General features: G+C 64.6%; 16 protein-coding genes. 10 read left to right on the forward strand and 6 right to left on the reverse strand.

Annotated features, from left to right (window positions below; genetic code table 11):
• The first annotated feature begins 12 nt into the window (after positions 1–12).
• Positions 13–477, forward strand: a complete 465-nt coding sequence (locus tag AC6I6U_RS30460; RefSeq protein ID WP_497879639.1) for a CopD family protein — start codon at positions 13–15, stop codon at positions 475–477.
• A 59-nt stretch (positions 478–536) separates the two neighbouring features.
• Here the strand turns inward: AC6I6U_RS30460 and AC6I6U_RS30465 are convergent, their stop codons facing one another.
• Both AC6I6U_RS30465 and AC6I6U_RS30470 read right to left on the reverse strand, forming a co-directional pair.
• Entirely contained in the window at positions 537–1,295 is a 759-nt protein-coding gene (locus tag AC6I6U_RS30465; RefSeq protein WP_497879640.1) for a collagen-like protein, read from the reverse strand.
• Positions 1,288–1,566, reverse strand: a complete 279-nt coding sequence (locus AC6I6U_RS30470; protein WP_497879641.1) for a DUF1145 domain-containing protein — start codon at positions 1,564–1,566, stop codon at positions 1,288–1,290. Before AC6I6U_RS30470 ends, AC6I6U_RS30465 begins: the two co-directional genes overlap by 8 nt.
• Before the next feature lie 233 nt (positions 1,567–1,799).
• On the opposite strand from AC6I6U_RS30470, the gene AC6I6U_RS30475 reads away from it, so the two are divergent.
• The gene (locus tag AC6I6U_RS30475) at positions 1,800–2,297 is read left to right on the forward strand and encodes a DUF6231 family protein (protein ID WP_497879642.1); all 498 of its coding nucleotides are present in this window, start codon (positions 1,800–1,802) and stop codon (positions 2,295–2,297) included.
• 5 nt (positions 2,298–2,302) lie between these two features.
• Complete coding sequence (locus AC6I6U_RS30480; RefSeq protein WP_497879643.1) at positions 2,303–2,779, forward strand: YchJ family protein; 477 nt, start codon at positions 2,303–2,305, stop codon at positions 2,777–2,779.
• Positions 2,780–2,785: 6 nt separating this feature from the next.
• Here AC6I6U_RS30480 and AC6I6U_RS30485 read toward each other — a convergent pair whose 3' ends face one another.
• Positions 2,786–3,289: a hypothetical protein gene (locus tag AC6I6U_RS30485; protein WP_497879644.1), complete on the reverse strand. Its 504-nt coding sequence runs from the start codon at positions 3,287–3,289 to the stop codon at positions 2,786–2,788.
• Positions 3,290–3,404: 115 nt separating this feature from the next.
• Between AC6I6U_RS30485 and AC6I6U_RS30490 the strand changes: the two genes are divergently transcribed.
• Positions 3,405–3,884 carry an LEA/WHy family protein gene (locus tag AC6I6U_RS30490; protein ID WP_497879645.1) on the forward strand — a complete coding sequence of 160 codons (480 nt, stop codon included), beginning with the start codon at positions 3,405–3,407 and terminating at the stop codon, positions 3,882–3,884.
• Between the two features lie 7 nt (positions 3,885–3,891).
• On the forward strand, positions 3,892–4,092 hold the full coding sequence (locus tag AC6I6U_RS30495; protein ID WP_010450536.1) for an SEC-C metal-binding domain-containing protein: 201 nt from the start codon (positions 3,892–3,894) through the stop codon (positions 4,090–4,092).
• Positions 4,093–4,241: 149 nt separating this feature from the next.
• On the opposite strand, the gene AC6I6U_RS30500 is transcribed toward AC6I6U_RS30495, so the two are convergent.
• Positions 4,242–5,630 carry an ATP-binding protein gene (locus AC6I6U_RS30500; protein ID WP_497879646.1) on the reverse strand — a complete coding sequence of 463 codons (1,389 nt, stop codon included), beginning with the start codon at positions 5,628–5,630 and terminating at the stop codon, positions 4,242–4,244.
• The gene (locus tag AC6I6U_RS30505; RefSeq protein WP_497879647.1) at positions 5,627–6,337 is read right to left on the reverse strand and encodes a response regulator; all 711 of its coding nucleotides are present in this window, start codon (positions 6,335–6,337) and stop codon (positions 5,627–5,629) included. Before AC6I6U_RS30505 ends, AC6I6U_RS30500 begins: the two co-directional genes overlap by 4 nt.
• Positions 6,338–6,531: 194 nt before the next feature.
• Here AC6I6U_RS30505 and AC6I6U_RS30510 point away from each other — a divergent pair, with 194 nt between their 5' ends.
• The 5 genes from AC6I6U_RS30510 to AC6I6U_RS30530 all read left to right on the forward strand — a co-directional run bounded on the left by AC6I6U_RS30510 (position 6,532) and on the right by AC6I6U_RS30530 (position 12,839).
• The gene (locus AC6I6U_RS30510; RefSeq protein ID WP_497879648.1) at positions 6,532–8,916 is read left to right on the forward strand and encodes a TonB-dependent receptor; all 2,385 of its coding nucleotides are present in this window, start codon (positions 6,532–6,534) and stop codon (positions 8,914–8,916) included.
• A gap of 3 nt (positions 8,917–8,919) precedes the next feature.
• Entirely contained in the window at positions 8,920–9,600 is a 681-nt protein-coding gene (locus AC6I6U_RS30515; RefSeq protein WP_497879649.1) for a Fe2+-dependent dioxygenase, read from the forward strand.
• A gap of 28 nt (positions 9,601–9,628) precedes the next feature.
• Complete coding sequence (locus AC6I6U_RS30520; protein WP_497879650.1) at positions 9,629–10,744, forward strand: ABC transporter substrate-binding protein; 1,116 nt, start codon at positions 9,629–9,631, stop codon at positions 10,742–10,744.
• Positions 10,745–10,989: 245 nt separating this feature from the next.
• On the forward strand, positions 10,990–12,060 hold the full coding sequence (locus tag AC6I6U_RS30525) for a FecCD family ABC transporter permease (protein ID WP_497879651.1): 1,071 nt from the start codon (positions 10,990–10,992) through the stop codon (positions 12,058–12,060).
• Entirely contained in the window at positions 12,057–12,839 is a 783-nt protein-coding gene (locus AC6I6U_RS30530; RefSeq protein ID WP_497879652.1) for an ABC transporter ATP-binding protein, read from the forward strand. Before AC6I6U_RS30525 ends, AC6I6U_RS30530 begins: the two co-directional genes overlap by 4 nt.
• A gap of 24 nt (positions 12,840–12,863) precedes the next feature.
• Here AC6I6U_RS30530 and AC6I6U_RS30535 read toward each other — a convergent pair whose 3' ends face one another.
• Positions 12,864–13,418 (reverse strand): cysteine hydrolase family protein, encoded by a 555-nt coding sequence (locus AC6I6U_RS30535; RefSeq protein WP_497879653.1) that lies wholly within the window; start codon positions 13,416–13,418, stop codon positions 12,864–12,866.
• Positions 13,419–13,420 lie beyond the last annotated feature (2 nt).

Raw genomic sequence — 13,420 nt, forward strand, 5'->3', positions numbered from 1 at the left:
CGGAGTACCCGAATGGACGTTTTTGCCCTCGTCTACACCCTGCACCTGCTCGCTGCCCTGATCTGGGTGGGCGGCATGTTCTTCGCCTGGATGGTCCTGCGCCCGGCCGCCATGGCCGCACTGGAAGGCCCGGCCCGACTGAAACTGTGGGTCGAGGTGTTTCAGCGGTTCTTCGTCTGGGTCTGGGTCGCGGTAGTGGTGCTGCCCATCAGCGGCGTGGGCCTGCTGCAACTGCGGTTCAGCGGGTTCGAGACAGCGCCACGCTATGTGCAGGTCATGATGGGCCTGTACATCGTGATGTTGGCACTGTTTCTTCGTATCCAGTCGTTGCAGCTACCGGAACTGCGCAAGGCGGTCGAGGCCGGGCAATGGGCCGAAGGGGCTGCGGTGCAGGGCAGGATTCGCCGGCTGGTGGGAGTCAATCTGTTGATCGGGCTGGCGTTGGTGGCGATTGTCGCAGCGCGCCCGATCTTCTGAACAGGTCTTGTAGTGCAAGCCTCTTCGCGAACCCACTGGTCGCGAAGAGGCTGGAGCGCTTAAAGCCGCTGGATGGTCACGCTACCCGCCTCGCCCTGGGACCCCGGCTGGCCTGCCGAACCAGGCCGGCCAGGCTTGCCGCCAGCAGTGTCATAGATGAAGCAGCCCTTGGACTTGCCGCCGGCGCCAGGCCGTCCGGCCGCGCCCGCCGCGCCACCGGCACCACCATCCACCAGAACCTTGATCTGTTCGGCCGGGTAGTCCCGTGGGAGTTCCAGCCGTACCTGCGCTCCCGGCGCGCCCTGCCGACCATCGCCGCCATTGTCACCGTCCGAGCCGCGTCCGGCACTGCCCCAGGTGCAACCCGGCTCCTCGCCGTTGGCGCCATCGAGTCCGACATAGCCCGGCACCCCGGTGCCGCCACGGGCGTCCACCGACAACAACGGCCCGCTCAACGCATTGATCCGCACATTCAGGTTGCGTCCCGGCAGGGGTGCCTTCTGATAGGTACCTGGGGCACCGCGCGCGGTAATCTGGCTGCCGCTGTCGAATTCGGCACGCTCAGCCTTGAGTTCGAAAGCCTGTTCGCTCGGCACGATGGCGATACGCGCCTCGCGCCCGAGGTGCAGTTGCCCGACCTCTAGCCGAGTGATGCCCGCAGGGACCAGCAGGGTGCCGTTGTCGGCCACGTCCAGGCGCTCCAGTTGCAAGGTGCTGGAGTTGCCCGGCAGGCGCAGCACCGAATGGGACTCGACATTCACGACCTGGGCAAACGCCAGGGGGCTGCACAGTGCAGCAAGCAGGCAAAGGCTACGCATGGCTGGCTTCCTCGCGGGCCGGCAGGGGCAGAACCTGCACATGGAACATGCCGAACAGCAGGATCTGCGCCCTATCACGCCAAGGGTGCGCACGGCCCCGCAAACTGCCGTTGAACAACAGTACTTCCAGCACATGCGTCAGCAACAGCAGGATTCCGGCCAGGTTCACCAACAGGCGGAACGGGCTCATCAGCGGACTCACCAGGTTGACCAGCACCACCAGCCAGAACAGCAGCGTCAGGACTTTCCCCAACCCCCAAAGCACCTTCATACGCCCCCCCCTTGTGATTTTTTCTTTGGGCGCACAGTAACGGCTTGCACGGGCAATTTGCCAGTGGGCTGGAGAAATTATTCTCCAACGGTCGGTTTACCTGCCGATTCGACGAAATTCATTGATCCAGAGCGACTTGTCCACGCCTGACCAATACGTTCGATTCGCGGGCGGGCCACTAGGCCGAAGCCGTCGGGCAGGCTAGTCTTTGCAGTTCTGATTGAGGATTTTCGATGACCGAGAGCATTTCTTCCCGCACGCCCCAGCAAGCCCTGGCCGCCCTTCTGGACCGCTACGCCCCGCAGACCCTGCTGCTGGTGGGTGCAGGCAGCTTCCCGGCGCTCGAGGCCTTCCAGGCGGCGCACCCGCAGACCCAGGTCGCCATTGCCGAACCGGGAGCCCTGCCGGCCGAACTGGCAGCGCGCCGCTTCGACCTGGCGCTGGTGCTCGACTGCCTGGAGCATCTGCCCAAGCGCATTGGCCGGGAATTGCTCGGAGGCATCCGCAACCTCAATGCCAGCCGCATCGCGGTGCTGGTGGACATGCCGGCGGCCGACTGGCAGGACAGCGACTTCTTCGCCCTGGCCCTGCAGAGCAGCGAACGCTTCCAGCGTGACCAACAGGTGCTGACGCTGTTCACCTACGACCTGCGCGAATACAAACAGGTCCCGGACTGGCTCAATGCCAAGTTCTGGGCCAACCCAGAAAACTTCGGCAAATACTGGTGGTGATTCCCGTGAGCGTATCGATTTGCCCCTGCGGCAGCGGCAACCTGCTGGACAGTTGCTGCGGCCATTACCACGCCGGCCATCCCGCGCCCTGCGCCGAAGCGCTGATGCGTTCGCGCTACAGCGCTTATGTGCTGGGCCTGGTCGACTACCTGGTGACGACCACGCTGCCCATCCAGCAAGGCGGCCTGGACCGCCAGTCCATCGCCGACTGGAGTGCGCAAAGCACCTGGCTGGGCCTGGAGGTGGAGGGCTCGGAGGTGCTTGGTGGCCAACCCGAGCACGCCTTCGTCACCTTTACCGCACGTTGGCACGACAACGGTGGCGAGCACAGCCATCGCGAACGCTCCGCTTTCGTGCAGAACAGCGGACGCTGGTACTTCATCGACCCGACCGTGGCGCTCAAGGCCGGGCGCAACGACGCCTGCCCCTGTGGCAGCGGGCAGAAATACAAGAAGTGCTGTTCGAGCTACCTGGCCGGCTGAGGCTGCTCAGCAAAGTTTCAGATGTGAGGTATCCGGCACCGCGGGCGCTGCCGGGGCCGGGATCTGCCCCATGTCGCTGCCCACCGGCGCGACACTGAAGGCCGAAAGATCGAGGCTTGGCGCGACGGTCACCGGCCTGGGGTCCTGTACGTCACTGCCGGCATCGGCAATGCCATAGTCCGGCGCGTCGACCTCGCTGAACGCGGCCATGTAGGCATCACGCGGCACCACCTGGGCCCGGCCGACAGGCTCGGGAGCGGCACCCATGTCGATCTCTTCCATCGGCATGGCCAACACCTCGACCCGCGCACCGGCCCGCTCGATGGTCGAGCGGTACTTCTCCGCTGCCGTTGCGTCGAGGTTGCTCTTCAATACCAGCCGACGGCCGGAAAACAGCAGCTCGATACGCTGGGCATCGGCCTGGAACAACCGCGCCAGGTTGCTACGGACCTGCTCCACCGGGGTTCCGGGAACCAACTCGCCGCTGAAGACAATTTCGTAAAGGCTCATGACCACGCTCCTTTGTGCCGGCTCGATCCATTACCGACCTCCAGTATCGCCCAGCTGGTTTTACCGCCACAACCCGCGGCTGGCGAACTAGACTGGGCTTCGAGAGGAGAATCCCATGTACCGACGGACACGCGCTACGCTCGCCCTGCTGGCCGCCCTGGCGCTGTCCGGCTGCGCCTCCTGGTTCGATGCCGGGCCGCGTGATCCCGAGGTGAGCCTGGTGCGGGTGGAGTTGGTCAAGGCCAAGCTGCTGCAACAGAAGTTCAAGCTGCACTTTCGCGTCGATAACCCCAACGACAACACCCTGACCGTGCGCGCCCTGCACTACCGGATCTATCTGGACCAATGGCTGCTGGCCGAAGGCGACTACGCCAGGTGGCTGACCGTGGAACCCAACAGCCGGGGATTTTTCGTGGTGCCGGTGCGGACCAACCTCTGGCAACACATGAAGCCACTGGCCAAGCGCCTGGAAAAACCTCGCCGACCGATTCCCTATCGACTGGAAGGCACCCTGGAAACCGGATTATTCATCGGCTATGACGTGCACCTGGAGCACAAAGGCGAGATAATTCCCGGCGATCTTATTTCGGAGTAGTTCCAGCATGACCCAGCAACCTCACGTCCACGGCCCTGATTGCAACCACGATCACGACCACGCGCACCACGATCATGGCCACGTCCACGGCCCGAACTGCGGCCACGCGCACCAGGAGCCGGTACGCAACGCCCTGAAGGATGTGGGCCGCAACGATCCGTGCCCATGTGGCAATGGCAAGAAATTCAAGAAGTGCCACGGCGCCTGAGACCGTTTCGTTGTGGGAACCGGCCTGCCAGCGAAAGCGTTCATTCAGACGCTATATGCTCGATGACCGCCGTTGGCGGATCGCCAGCAAGCCGGCTCCCACAAGTGACCATATGACTCCATAGAAGCAGGCAGGCCAATCTTGAGGCCCTAGTCCTCGCGCCGCTCGAAAGCCAACGTCACCTCCAGCCCCCCGCCCTCGCGATTACGCAAGGTCATCCGCCCACCATGGGCCGCCGCGATGGTATGGGCGATGCTCAGCCCCAGGCCGTAGCCCCCAGTCCTGGCGTTGCGCGAGCCCTCGATCCGATAGAACGGTTCCACCACCTGCTCCAGCAACGCGTCGGGAACCCCAGGGCCGCGATCGCTGATGACGATCCGCAGTTGCTGCGGCTGGTCCTCGACCCGCACCACGACTTCACGGCCGTAACGCACCGCGTTCTCCAGCAGGTTCTGTACGCAGCGCTTGAGGCTGCGGGCATAACCGGGCAAGGGCCGCTGAGCCCAGCCCTCGACGTCAATCGGCTCGCCGATATCCTGCAGGTCTGCCTGCAGGCTGCGCAGCAGCGCATTGATGTCGATGTTCTGGCGCTCCTCATTGACCTCCCCGCTGCTGACGAAGTCCAGGGTGCTGGAGACCATGTGTTCCATGTCCTCCAGGTCCGTACGAAAGCGCTCCTTGACCTGGTTGTCCTCGAGCATTTCGGTGCGCAGGCGCAGGCGGGTGATCGGTGAGCGCAGGTCATGGGAAATCGCCGCCAGGAACCGGGTACGCTCGGCGATGCTGGCGATCAGTTGCTGCTGCATGACATTGAAGGCCTGGGCCGCCCGCCGCACCTCGGTCGGACCATCCAGTGGCAATGGCGGTCGGCGGATATCCCGCCCCAAGGCCTCGGCGGCCTTGGCCAGGGCGTTCAGCGGGCGAATCGCCAGGCGCACCGCGAGCAGGGCAATGATCACCACCACGATGATCCGCAACAGATAGATACGCATCACATAGTCGAACAGCAGGTCCAGGGGCGAAGTGCTGGTCCAGCCCTGCTCTTCACTGGCCTCCACCAACATCCAGCGACCGTCCGGCAAACGCAGGTCGATCAAGAAGCGGCCAATCGCCGGGCGGGTGCCGAACAGCGTGGACAGGCCGGCGACTTGCCCCTGCTGGTCCACGACGGACACTTGCAATAACCGCAGGGTCTGCGAGTAGCCGGTTTTCTCCGACAGAACCTTGTTCAGCAAGCGCTCGGTACCCAGGTCCTTTTCACCCAGGTTGCCGGGCACAGTGCTGGCCTGCTCACTCAGGGTCAGGTGAAAGTTCGGCGAATCGATCAGCTCGATCAGGTTGTCCACCCGATGCGGATCAAGATGCGAAAGGCGGACGATGTTGGCCAGCCGGGTGGCAATCAACCGCGTGGGGATTTCCAGCACCTGGCTGTGGCGCACGTCGTACCAGATGCTGCTGGTGAGGATCTGTGCCGCGAGCATGCCGGTCACCAGGATCAGCACCAGCCGACCGAACAGCGAACCCGGCCACAGCCTCACGACTGGGGATCCACGTCGGTGGCGGTCAACATGTAGCCTTCGTTACGCACGGTCTTGATCAGGCTCGGATCCAACTGCTGGCGCAGGCGGCTGATGCACACGTCGATCGAGCGGTCGAACGGCGTACTGTCCTTTTCAAACACGTGGTTGAGCAGGAAGTCCCGGCTCAACGGCCGGTTGGGGTGCTGCAACAACAGGCGTAGCACTCGGAAGTCGGTATTGCCCAGGCTGATCACCAGCCCCTGCGGGGACAGCAACTGCCGGGCGCGGGTATCCAGTTGCCAGCCGGCGAAACGAATGGTCGGTACATCGTCGATCCGCGCCCGCTCGGGGAAACTCTGGGCCCGGCGCAACACCACCTTTATACGCACCAGCAGCTCACGGGGGTCGAACGGCTTGGGCAGGTAGTCGTCGGCGCCCAGCTCCAGGCCGAGGATGCGATCCACCAAAGTGCCTCGGGCGGTCAGCATGATCACCGGGGTATTGGAGGTCACCCGCAGTTCGCGACACAGGCTCAGCCCGTCCTCGCCCGGCAGCATCAGGTCGAGGACGATCAGGTCGATGACGTTCAACTCCAGGCGCCGGCGCATTTCCTTGCCATCACAGGCGGTGGAGGTCTGGTAGCCGGCGTTGGTCAGGTACTCGGACAGCAACTGACGGATTTCCGGATCGTCATCGACGATCAGCAGGTGATCTGGCTTGGTCATGGGAAAAGGTCGGTATCCGAAAAAACTACGAGATAGCCGAAAGTTCTCGGCCTGTAGGAATGAAATGTAATGGAATGTGTTGAGAAGCGTTTGTATGCGATTCCAATACAAAGCGCGACCCGCCCGCCGAGGCTGGCTCTTTAGACTACCGAATCTAAATAAGATTGATTTTAATTTAGCACAGGTTGTCCCGCATGCCATCGTCGTCCCAGCCCTCCACCTCACGCCTGCAACCCCTGTCCCTGCCCGGCACCCTTGCGCCGGTCTTCGGCCTGGTGGCCATGGGCGCGCTGCACCCCGCCATGGCCCAGGAGACCGCCCCCCCTGGCGCCCTGACCCTGCCGGACCTGAAGGTCGAGGGTGAATACAGCTCGCCGTTCAAGGTCGACCGCGCCAGCTCGGCCAAGCTCAGCCAGCCGCTGCTCGACACCCCGCAGAGCGTCACCGTGGTACCGCAGCAGGTACTCAAGGAGCAGAACGCCCAGACCTTGCAAGAAGTGCTGCGCAACGTGCCGGGCATCACCTTCATGTCCGGCGAAGGCAACCTCGGCTGGGGCGACCTGTTCTCGATCCGCGGCTTCTCCTCGGAACAGAGCCTGACCGTGGACGGCGTGCGCGATGCCGGCATGTCGACCCGCACCGACACCTTCAACCTGCAGCAGGCCGAGGTGTTCAAGGGCACCGGCGCCATCGAGTCGGGTATCGCGGCGGTCGGCGGCAGCGTCAACCTGGTCAGCAAGGAAGCCCACCTGGGCGACAGGAACAAGCTTTCGGCCGGGGTCGGCAGCGACAACTACCGGCGCCTGACCGCCGACCTCAACCACGAGTTGAACGACACCACCGCCGTGCGCATCAACCTGATGCGCCATTACAACCAGGTGGCCGATCGCGACGATGTCGACTACGACCGCTGGGGCCTGGCCACCTCCCTGGGCATGGGCCTGGGCACCCCGACCCGAGTGTTCGTCGACCTGTTCTACCAGAAGGACAACAACACCCCGGACGGCGGCCTGCCGATCCAGCGCGGCACCAACGGCGACACCATGCCGGGCGTGAAGCGCTCCAACTGGTACGGTGATTCGAGCCTGTACACCCAGCAGACCGAAACCATGTCGCTGACGGCGCGCCTGGAGCACGACTTCGACAACGATACCAAGCTGAAGAACCAGATCCGCTGGGAGCGCACCGACAACTTCGCCGTTCTCTCGCCGGCGCGCTTCTTCGCTGCCAGCGCAAACGGCCAGAAAACCTGCACCGGCACCCGCTGTGCGACCCTGGGCTATACCGGGGTCGGCACGGTCGGCCAGGTTCCGGGCTCGACCGTCAATGCCTACCCCGGCTACGTCGCCAGCGGCGACACCGCCTACGGCATCCTGCGCGGCTCCGACTACGGCCAGTCCAAGCGCTACACCATTCTCGACAACCAGACCGACTTCAGCTTCGGCTTCAACACCGGCAGCGTCTCCCACGCGGTGGTCAGCGGCCTCGAGCTGTACCACGAGACCTACGGCGGCCTGAAACGCAACGCCGAAGTGCCTGCTGGCAACATGTTCTTCGACATGGCCGATCCGCAACACGACTTTGCCAGCACCTGGGTGACCAAGGGCGAAGGCGAGCCACGCTCGGTGATCGACAACGCCGGCCTCTATGTGGGCGACACCGTGACCCTGAACGACCAGTGGCAGGTACTCGGCTCGCTGCGCTACGACCACTGGCGCGCCCAGACCACCCAGCGTGGCCAGGCCGATATCAGCAGCAGCGACGGCGCCCTGAGCGGCCGCGCCGGCGTGGTCTACAAGCCACTGCCCAACGGCAGCATCTATGCCTCCTACAGCGAAGCGGCAGAGCCGTCGGCGATCGGCGCCTCGACCAACAACCAGATATACGGTGCCTCGACCACCACCAGCTACTCGCCGGCCAAGTCCAAGACCTACGAAATCGGCACCAAGTGGGACCTGCTCCAGGACCAGTTGAACGTGACGGCGGCCATCTTCCGCACCGAACTGGAAAACTCCTGGGAGTACCAGAGCGGCGAAACCGCCCCCGTACGGGCACTACCAGCCAAGCGCGTCGACGGTGTCGAACTCGGCCTGCAGGGCAACATCACCCCGCAGTGGACCGTGTACAGCGGTTTCTCCGCCCTCAAGAGCGTGCAGACCAAGGGCGCCAACAAGGGCGCCGAGGCCAAGAACGTCCCGGACCTGACCGCCAACCTGTGGACCACCTACCAGGTCACCGAAGACCTGAGCCTGAGCTACGGCGCCAACTACGTCGGCCGTCGGCGCTACAGCGACAACAAGTATGTCGGTGGCCTGAACAACAACAGCAGCTACGCCAACGGGCCAGCCGGAGTCTACGCGGTCTATGTGAAGGACGACGAGAAGGCACCGAGCTACTGGCTGCATAACCTGGCCGCGCAGTACCAGATCAACTCGCAGACCCGGGTCAACCTGAACCTCAACAACGTGTTCAACAAGTTCTACTACAGCCAGGTAGGCGCCTCGCTGGACGGTTTCCAGCTGTTCGGCATCCCCGGTGCCGGTCGCACGTTGACCGCCAGCATCGACTACGAGTTCTGAGCCATGCTGATCGAGGTTCCTGAACTGTTCAGCGCCGAGGAGACCCGCGACATGCTCGCGGGCCTCTTGGCCGAACCCTGGATCGATGGCAAGGCCACCGCCGGGCTCGGCTCGGCGCGGGTCAAGCACAACCGGCAGTTGCCCGAGGACTCGGCGCTGGGCATCCGCCTTGGCGAGAGCATTCTCAAGCGGCTCTCGGACAACGCGTTGTTCATGTCCGCCGCGCTGCCGAAGAAGATCTATCCGCCGCTGTTCAACCGCTACAGCGACGGCGAGTCGTTCGGCCTGCATATCGACAACGCCATCCGCGGCCTCAAGGGTGTGCGCGAGCGCGTGCGCACCGATCTCTCCGCCACCCTGTTCCTGGCCGACCCGGCCAGCTACGACGGCGGCGAACTGGTGATCCGCGACACCTTCGGCGAACACGCCGTGAAGCTGCCGGCCGGGCACCTGGTGCTCTACCCCGGCAGCAGCCTGCACAAGATCAACCCGGTCAACCGCGGCGAACGGGTCGCCGCGTTCTTCTGGGTCGAAAGCCTGGTCCGCGAAGACAGCCAGCGCTGCCTGCTGCTGGACATGGATGTGGCGATCCAGCGCCTAAGTGCGCAACACGCCGACGAACTGTCGCTGCTGCAACTGAGCGGTGCCTACCACAACCTTCTGCGGCGCTGGAGTGACGTCTGATGCGCCGCCTGCCCCTGGAGAAATCGTGATGATCAAACCCCGTGCGCTGCTGCGCCTGAGTGCCCTGTTCACCGTTCTGCTGCTAGGCCCCGTTGCAACGGCCTCGGCCCATGAAGTCACCGACGTGCTGGGCCGCAAGGTCGATGTACCGGACCACGTCCAGCGCGTGGTGCTTGGTGAAGGTCGGTTGATCTCCGCCTTCGCCCTGCTCGACCGCGAGGCGCCGTTCCAGCGGATCGTCGGCTGGCAGAACGACCTGCGCCTGCTCGACCCGCACACCTATGCGGCCTATGCCGCCAAGTTCCCCAAGGTCAAGGACATCCCGTTGATCGGCCAGGCCTCGGAGCAGAGCGTCAGCGCCGAGGAAATCCTCAGCCTCAAGCCGGACCTGGCGGTGTTCAGCATCTCCGGCCACGGCCCGACCGAACACAGCCCGGTCGCCGATGTGCTGGCCAAGGCTGGTATCGCGGTGCTGTTCGTCGACTTCCGGATCAACCCGATCAAGGGCACCCACACCAGCCTTGACGCCCTCGGCCAGGCGCTCGATCGTGAGGCGCAGGCCAAGGCCTATCTCGACTTCTACGACCAGCACGTGAAAGCCATCACCGACAAGGTCGGCAACCTGCCGGACAACCAGCGGCCCAAGGTCTTCCTCGAACTGCTGGCCGGTGCCTGGCAGGCGCCGGGGCACACCACCGGCAAGAGCGGCATGGGTGAAGTGATCCGCACCGTCGGCGGACAGAATATCGCTGAAGGCGTGGTGCCGGGAGCACTCGGTGACATCAGCGTCGAATACGCGCTGAAGGCCGACCCGGACCTGTATGTCGCCACGGGCAACCACAAGCCGGGCCTGGTCCTCGGTGCCGAGGTCAGCCAGAACGAAGCCCGCGAGGCTTTCGATAGTGTACTGGCACGTCCCGAGTTCAAGAACCTGCGGGCGATCCGTAGCGGCAACGCCCACGGCCTGTGGCATGACTTCTACAACTCGCCGTACAACCTGCTGGCGATCGAGGCCCTGGCCAAGTGGATTCACCCGGAGCTGTTCGGCCAGTTGAACCCGCAGGCGACCATGGACGCGATGAACCGGCAGTTCCTCGATACGCCGCTCAAGGGCGCGTACTGGATCGATGCGCAAGCCAGGTAACTTCCTTCAACCTTGAGGAAAAGGGCTGACGGAACGGCTGTGACACTGATTCCATGTGGTGAGCGGGCTTGTCGGGACGCCGCACCGCCGCTCTCGGCTGCGAGGCAGCCGTGAACCGGAGAACTCGATCTATCTGATGGATCGGGTTTTCCGGTTTCAGGGGGACTGCGTTCCCCCAGCGGGGGCAAGCCCCCTTGCCACCGTCAGTGAACAGCCAACATCCGCATACCGCCCGTTTGACCGTGATGACCACATCCCCAAACGCTGTGCCCCTGGACCTGGCCACCGCCAGCCAGGGTTATCGCCGCCTCCTGCTACGCCGCCTGTGGTTGCTGGTGCTGCTGGGCGGCGCCCTGCTGTGCGCGATGCTCGTCGACCTGGCCAGCGGCCCCTCCGGCATGGGCCTGCCCGCCCTGCTCGATGGCCTGCTGCACCCCGACCACCTGAGCCTGACCGACCAGGTAATCATCTGGAACGTGCGCCTGCCCTATACCCTGATGGCCGTACTGGTCGGCTGCGCGCTGTCGCTGGCCGGCGCGGAAATGCAGGCGATCCTCAACAACCCGCTGGCCAGTCCCTTCACCCTGGGCGTGTCGTCGGCGGCGGCCCTGGGTGCCTCGCTGGTGATCGTGTTTCCGGTGACCACCGCCTGGCTGTCGAACAACACCGCTATTTCCGTCTCGGCCTTCGTCTTCGCCGCCGCCTCGGTGTTCCTGCTGCAGGCCATGTCGCGGCTGCGTGGTGCCGGGGTGGAAAGCCTGGTGCTGTTCGGCATCGCCCTGGTCTTCAGTTGCAACGCCGTGGTGGCGCTGCTGCAACTGGTCGCTACCGAGGACGTGCTGCAACAACTGGTGTTCTGGACCCTGGGCAGCGTGACCCGGGCCAACTGGGACAAGCTGGGCATCCTCGCGCTGGTGATCGCCCTGGTCATGCCGTTCTCCTTCGCCGCCGCGCCGCGCCTGACCCTGCTGCGCATGGGCGAAGACCGCGCCATGAGCTTCGGCGTCGATGTGAAACGCCTGCGCTTCGCCTCGCTGCTGCGCATCAGCCTGCTGTCGGCAACGGCGGTGGCCTTCGTTGGCACCATCGGTTTCATCGGCCTGGTCGGTCCGCACATCGCCCGCATCCTGGTGGGCGAAGACCAGCGCTTCCTGCTGCCGGCCAGTGCCCTGGTCGGTGCCCTGCTGCTGTCGCTGTCATCGATCGCCAGCAAGCTGATCATGCCCGGCGTGGTAGTGCCGGTGGGGATCGTTACGGCGCTGGTCGGCGTACCGATCTTCGTCCTGCTGGTGTTCAAGCGTGGGAGGCAATCATGAGCGAGCAAGCACAGGGCCTGGCGGTCGAACACGCGGTGATCGGCTACGGCCGGCGCCAGGTGGTTCGCGACCTGAGCCTGCCGGTATTGCAACCGGGCACCCTGACCGCGCTGATCGGCCCCAATGGTGCCGGCAAGTCGACGTTGCTGCGCGGTATCGCCGGCCTGGAAAAGATGAGCGGCACGGTGCACCTGCACGGTGAGGACCTGGCCCGGCTGTCAGTGGCGGAACGGGCCCGGCGGGTGACCTACATGCCGCAGAACCTGCCGCCGGGCCTGAGCCTGAGCGTGATGGAGAGTGTGGTCGCGGCCCTGCGGGTGAGCCGCCTGTCGCACCAGGAATGCCTGGACGAAGCGTTCAGTGCCTTGCAGCGCATTGGTATCACCCATCTGGCGGACCAGTGGTTGAGCAGCCTGTCCGGTGGCCAGCGGCAACTGGTCAGCCTGGCGCAACTGATCGCCCGCCGGCCACAGGTGATGCTGCTGGACGAGCCCACCAGCGCCCTCGACCTCAACTACCAGTTGAAGGTGATGGCCTGCGTCCAGTCACTGGTGCGTGAACACCAGTTGATCGCCGTGGTGGTGCTGCACGACATCAACCTCGCGGCACGGTATGCCGACAACCTCGCGGTGCTGCGCCAGGGGCAGTTGTTCGCCAGCGGTGCGCCGCAGGAGATCCTCGACACACGCCTGTTCGCCGAGGTCTATGGCGTCGAGGCCCGGATCGAGCGCTGCTCGCGGCAGACCTTGCAGATCCTGGTGGATGAAGCGATGGGCTGACCCATGAAGCCGGGTGACGGGCCTCTAACGGCCCATCACCTCGGCTGCGGACACCACCGTCGCATACTCGCCGTGCAGATTCCCCAGGGACATGGCGTGTACCTCCTGGGCGGTACGCAGTTGGCCGAAATAATCCGCCTTGTCGAAGGTGTAGCAGGCGTCCTCGACCACCTGGGTGGCGAAACCGAAGTTGCCAGCGGTACGCGCCGTCGCTTCCACCGAGTTGTTGGTCGCCACGCCGACGATCACCAGCCCGGTGATTCCCGCCGCCTGCAGGCGGCCCTGCAGGCCGGTGGCACAAAAGGCATCCGGCACATCCTTCTGGATCAACCACTCCCCCGGCACCGGCCGAAACCGTTCCTGGAACTCGACGCCCGGTTGGCCGGGCCAGAACACCGAATCCGACGAACGGGACAGGTGCTGCACATGCACCACCGGCCAGCCCTGCTCGCGCCAATGCTGCAGCAGTTCGGCGATACGCTCCTCGGCCGCAGGATTGTTGCGCGGCCCAAGCCTGGGCTGAAGAATGCCCTGCTGCTGGTCGATCACGACCAGTGCCGTCCGCTCCCCGGTTGCCATGG

This window comes from Pseudomonas sp. UTLPPB19802, from assembly GCF_059730225.1.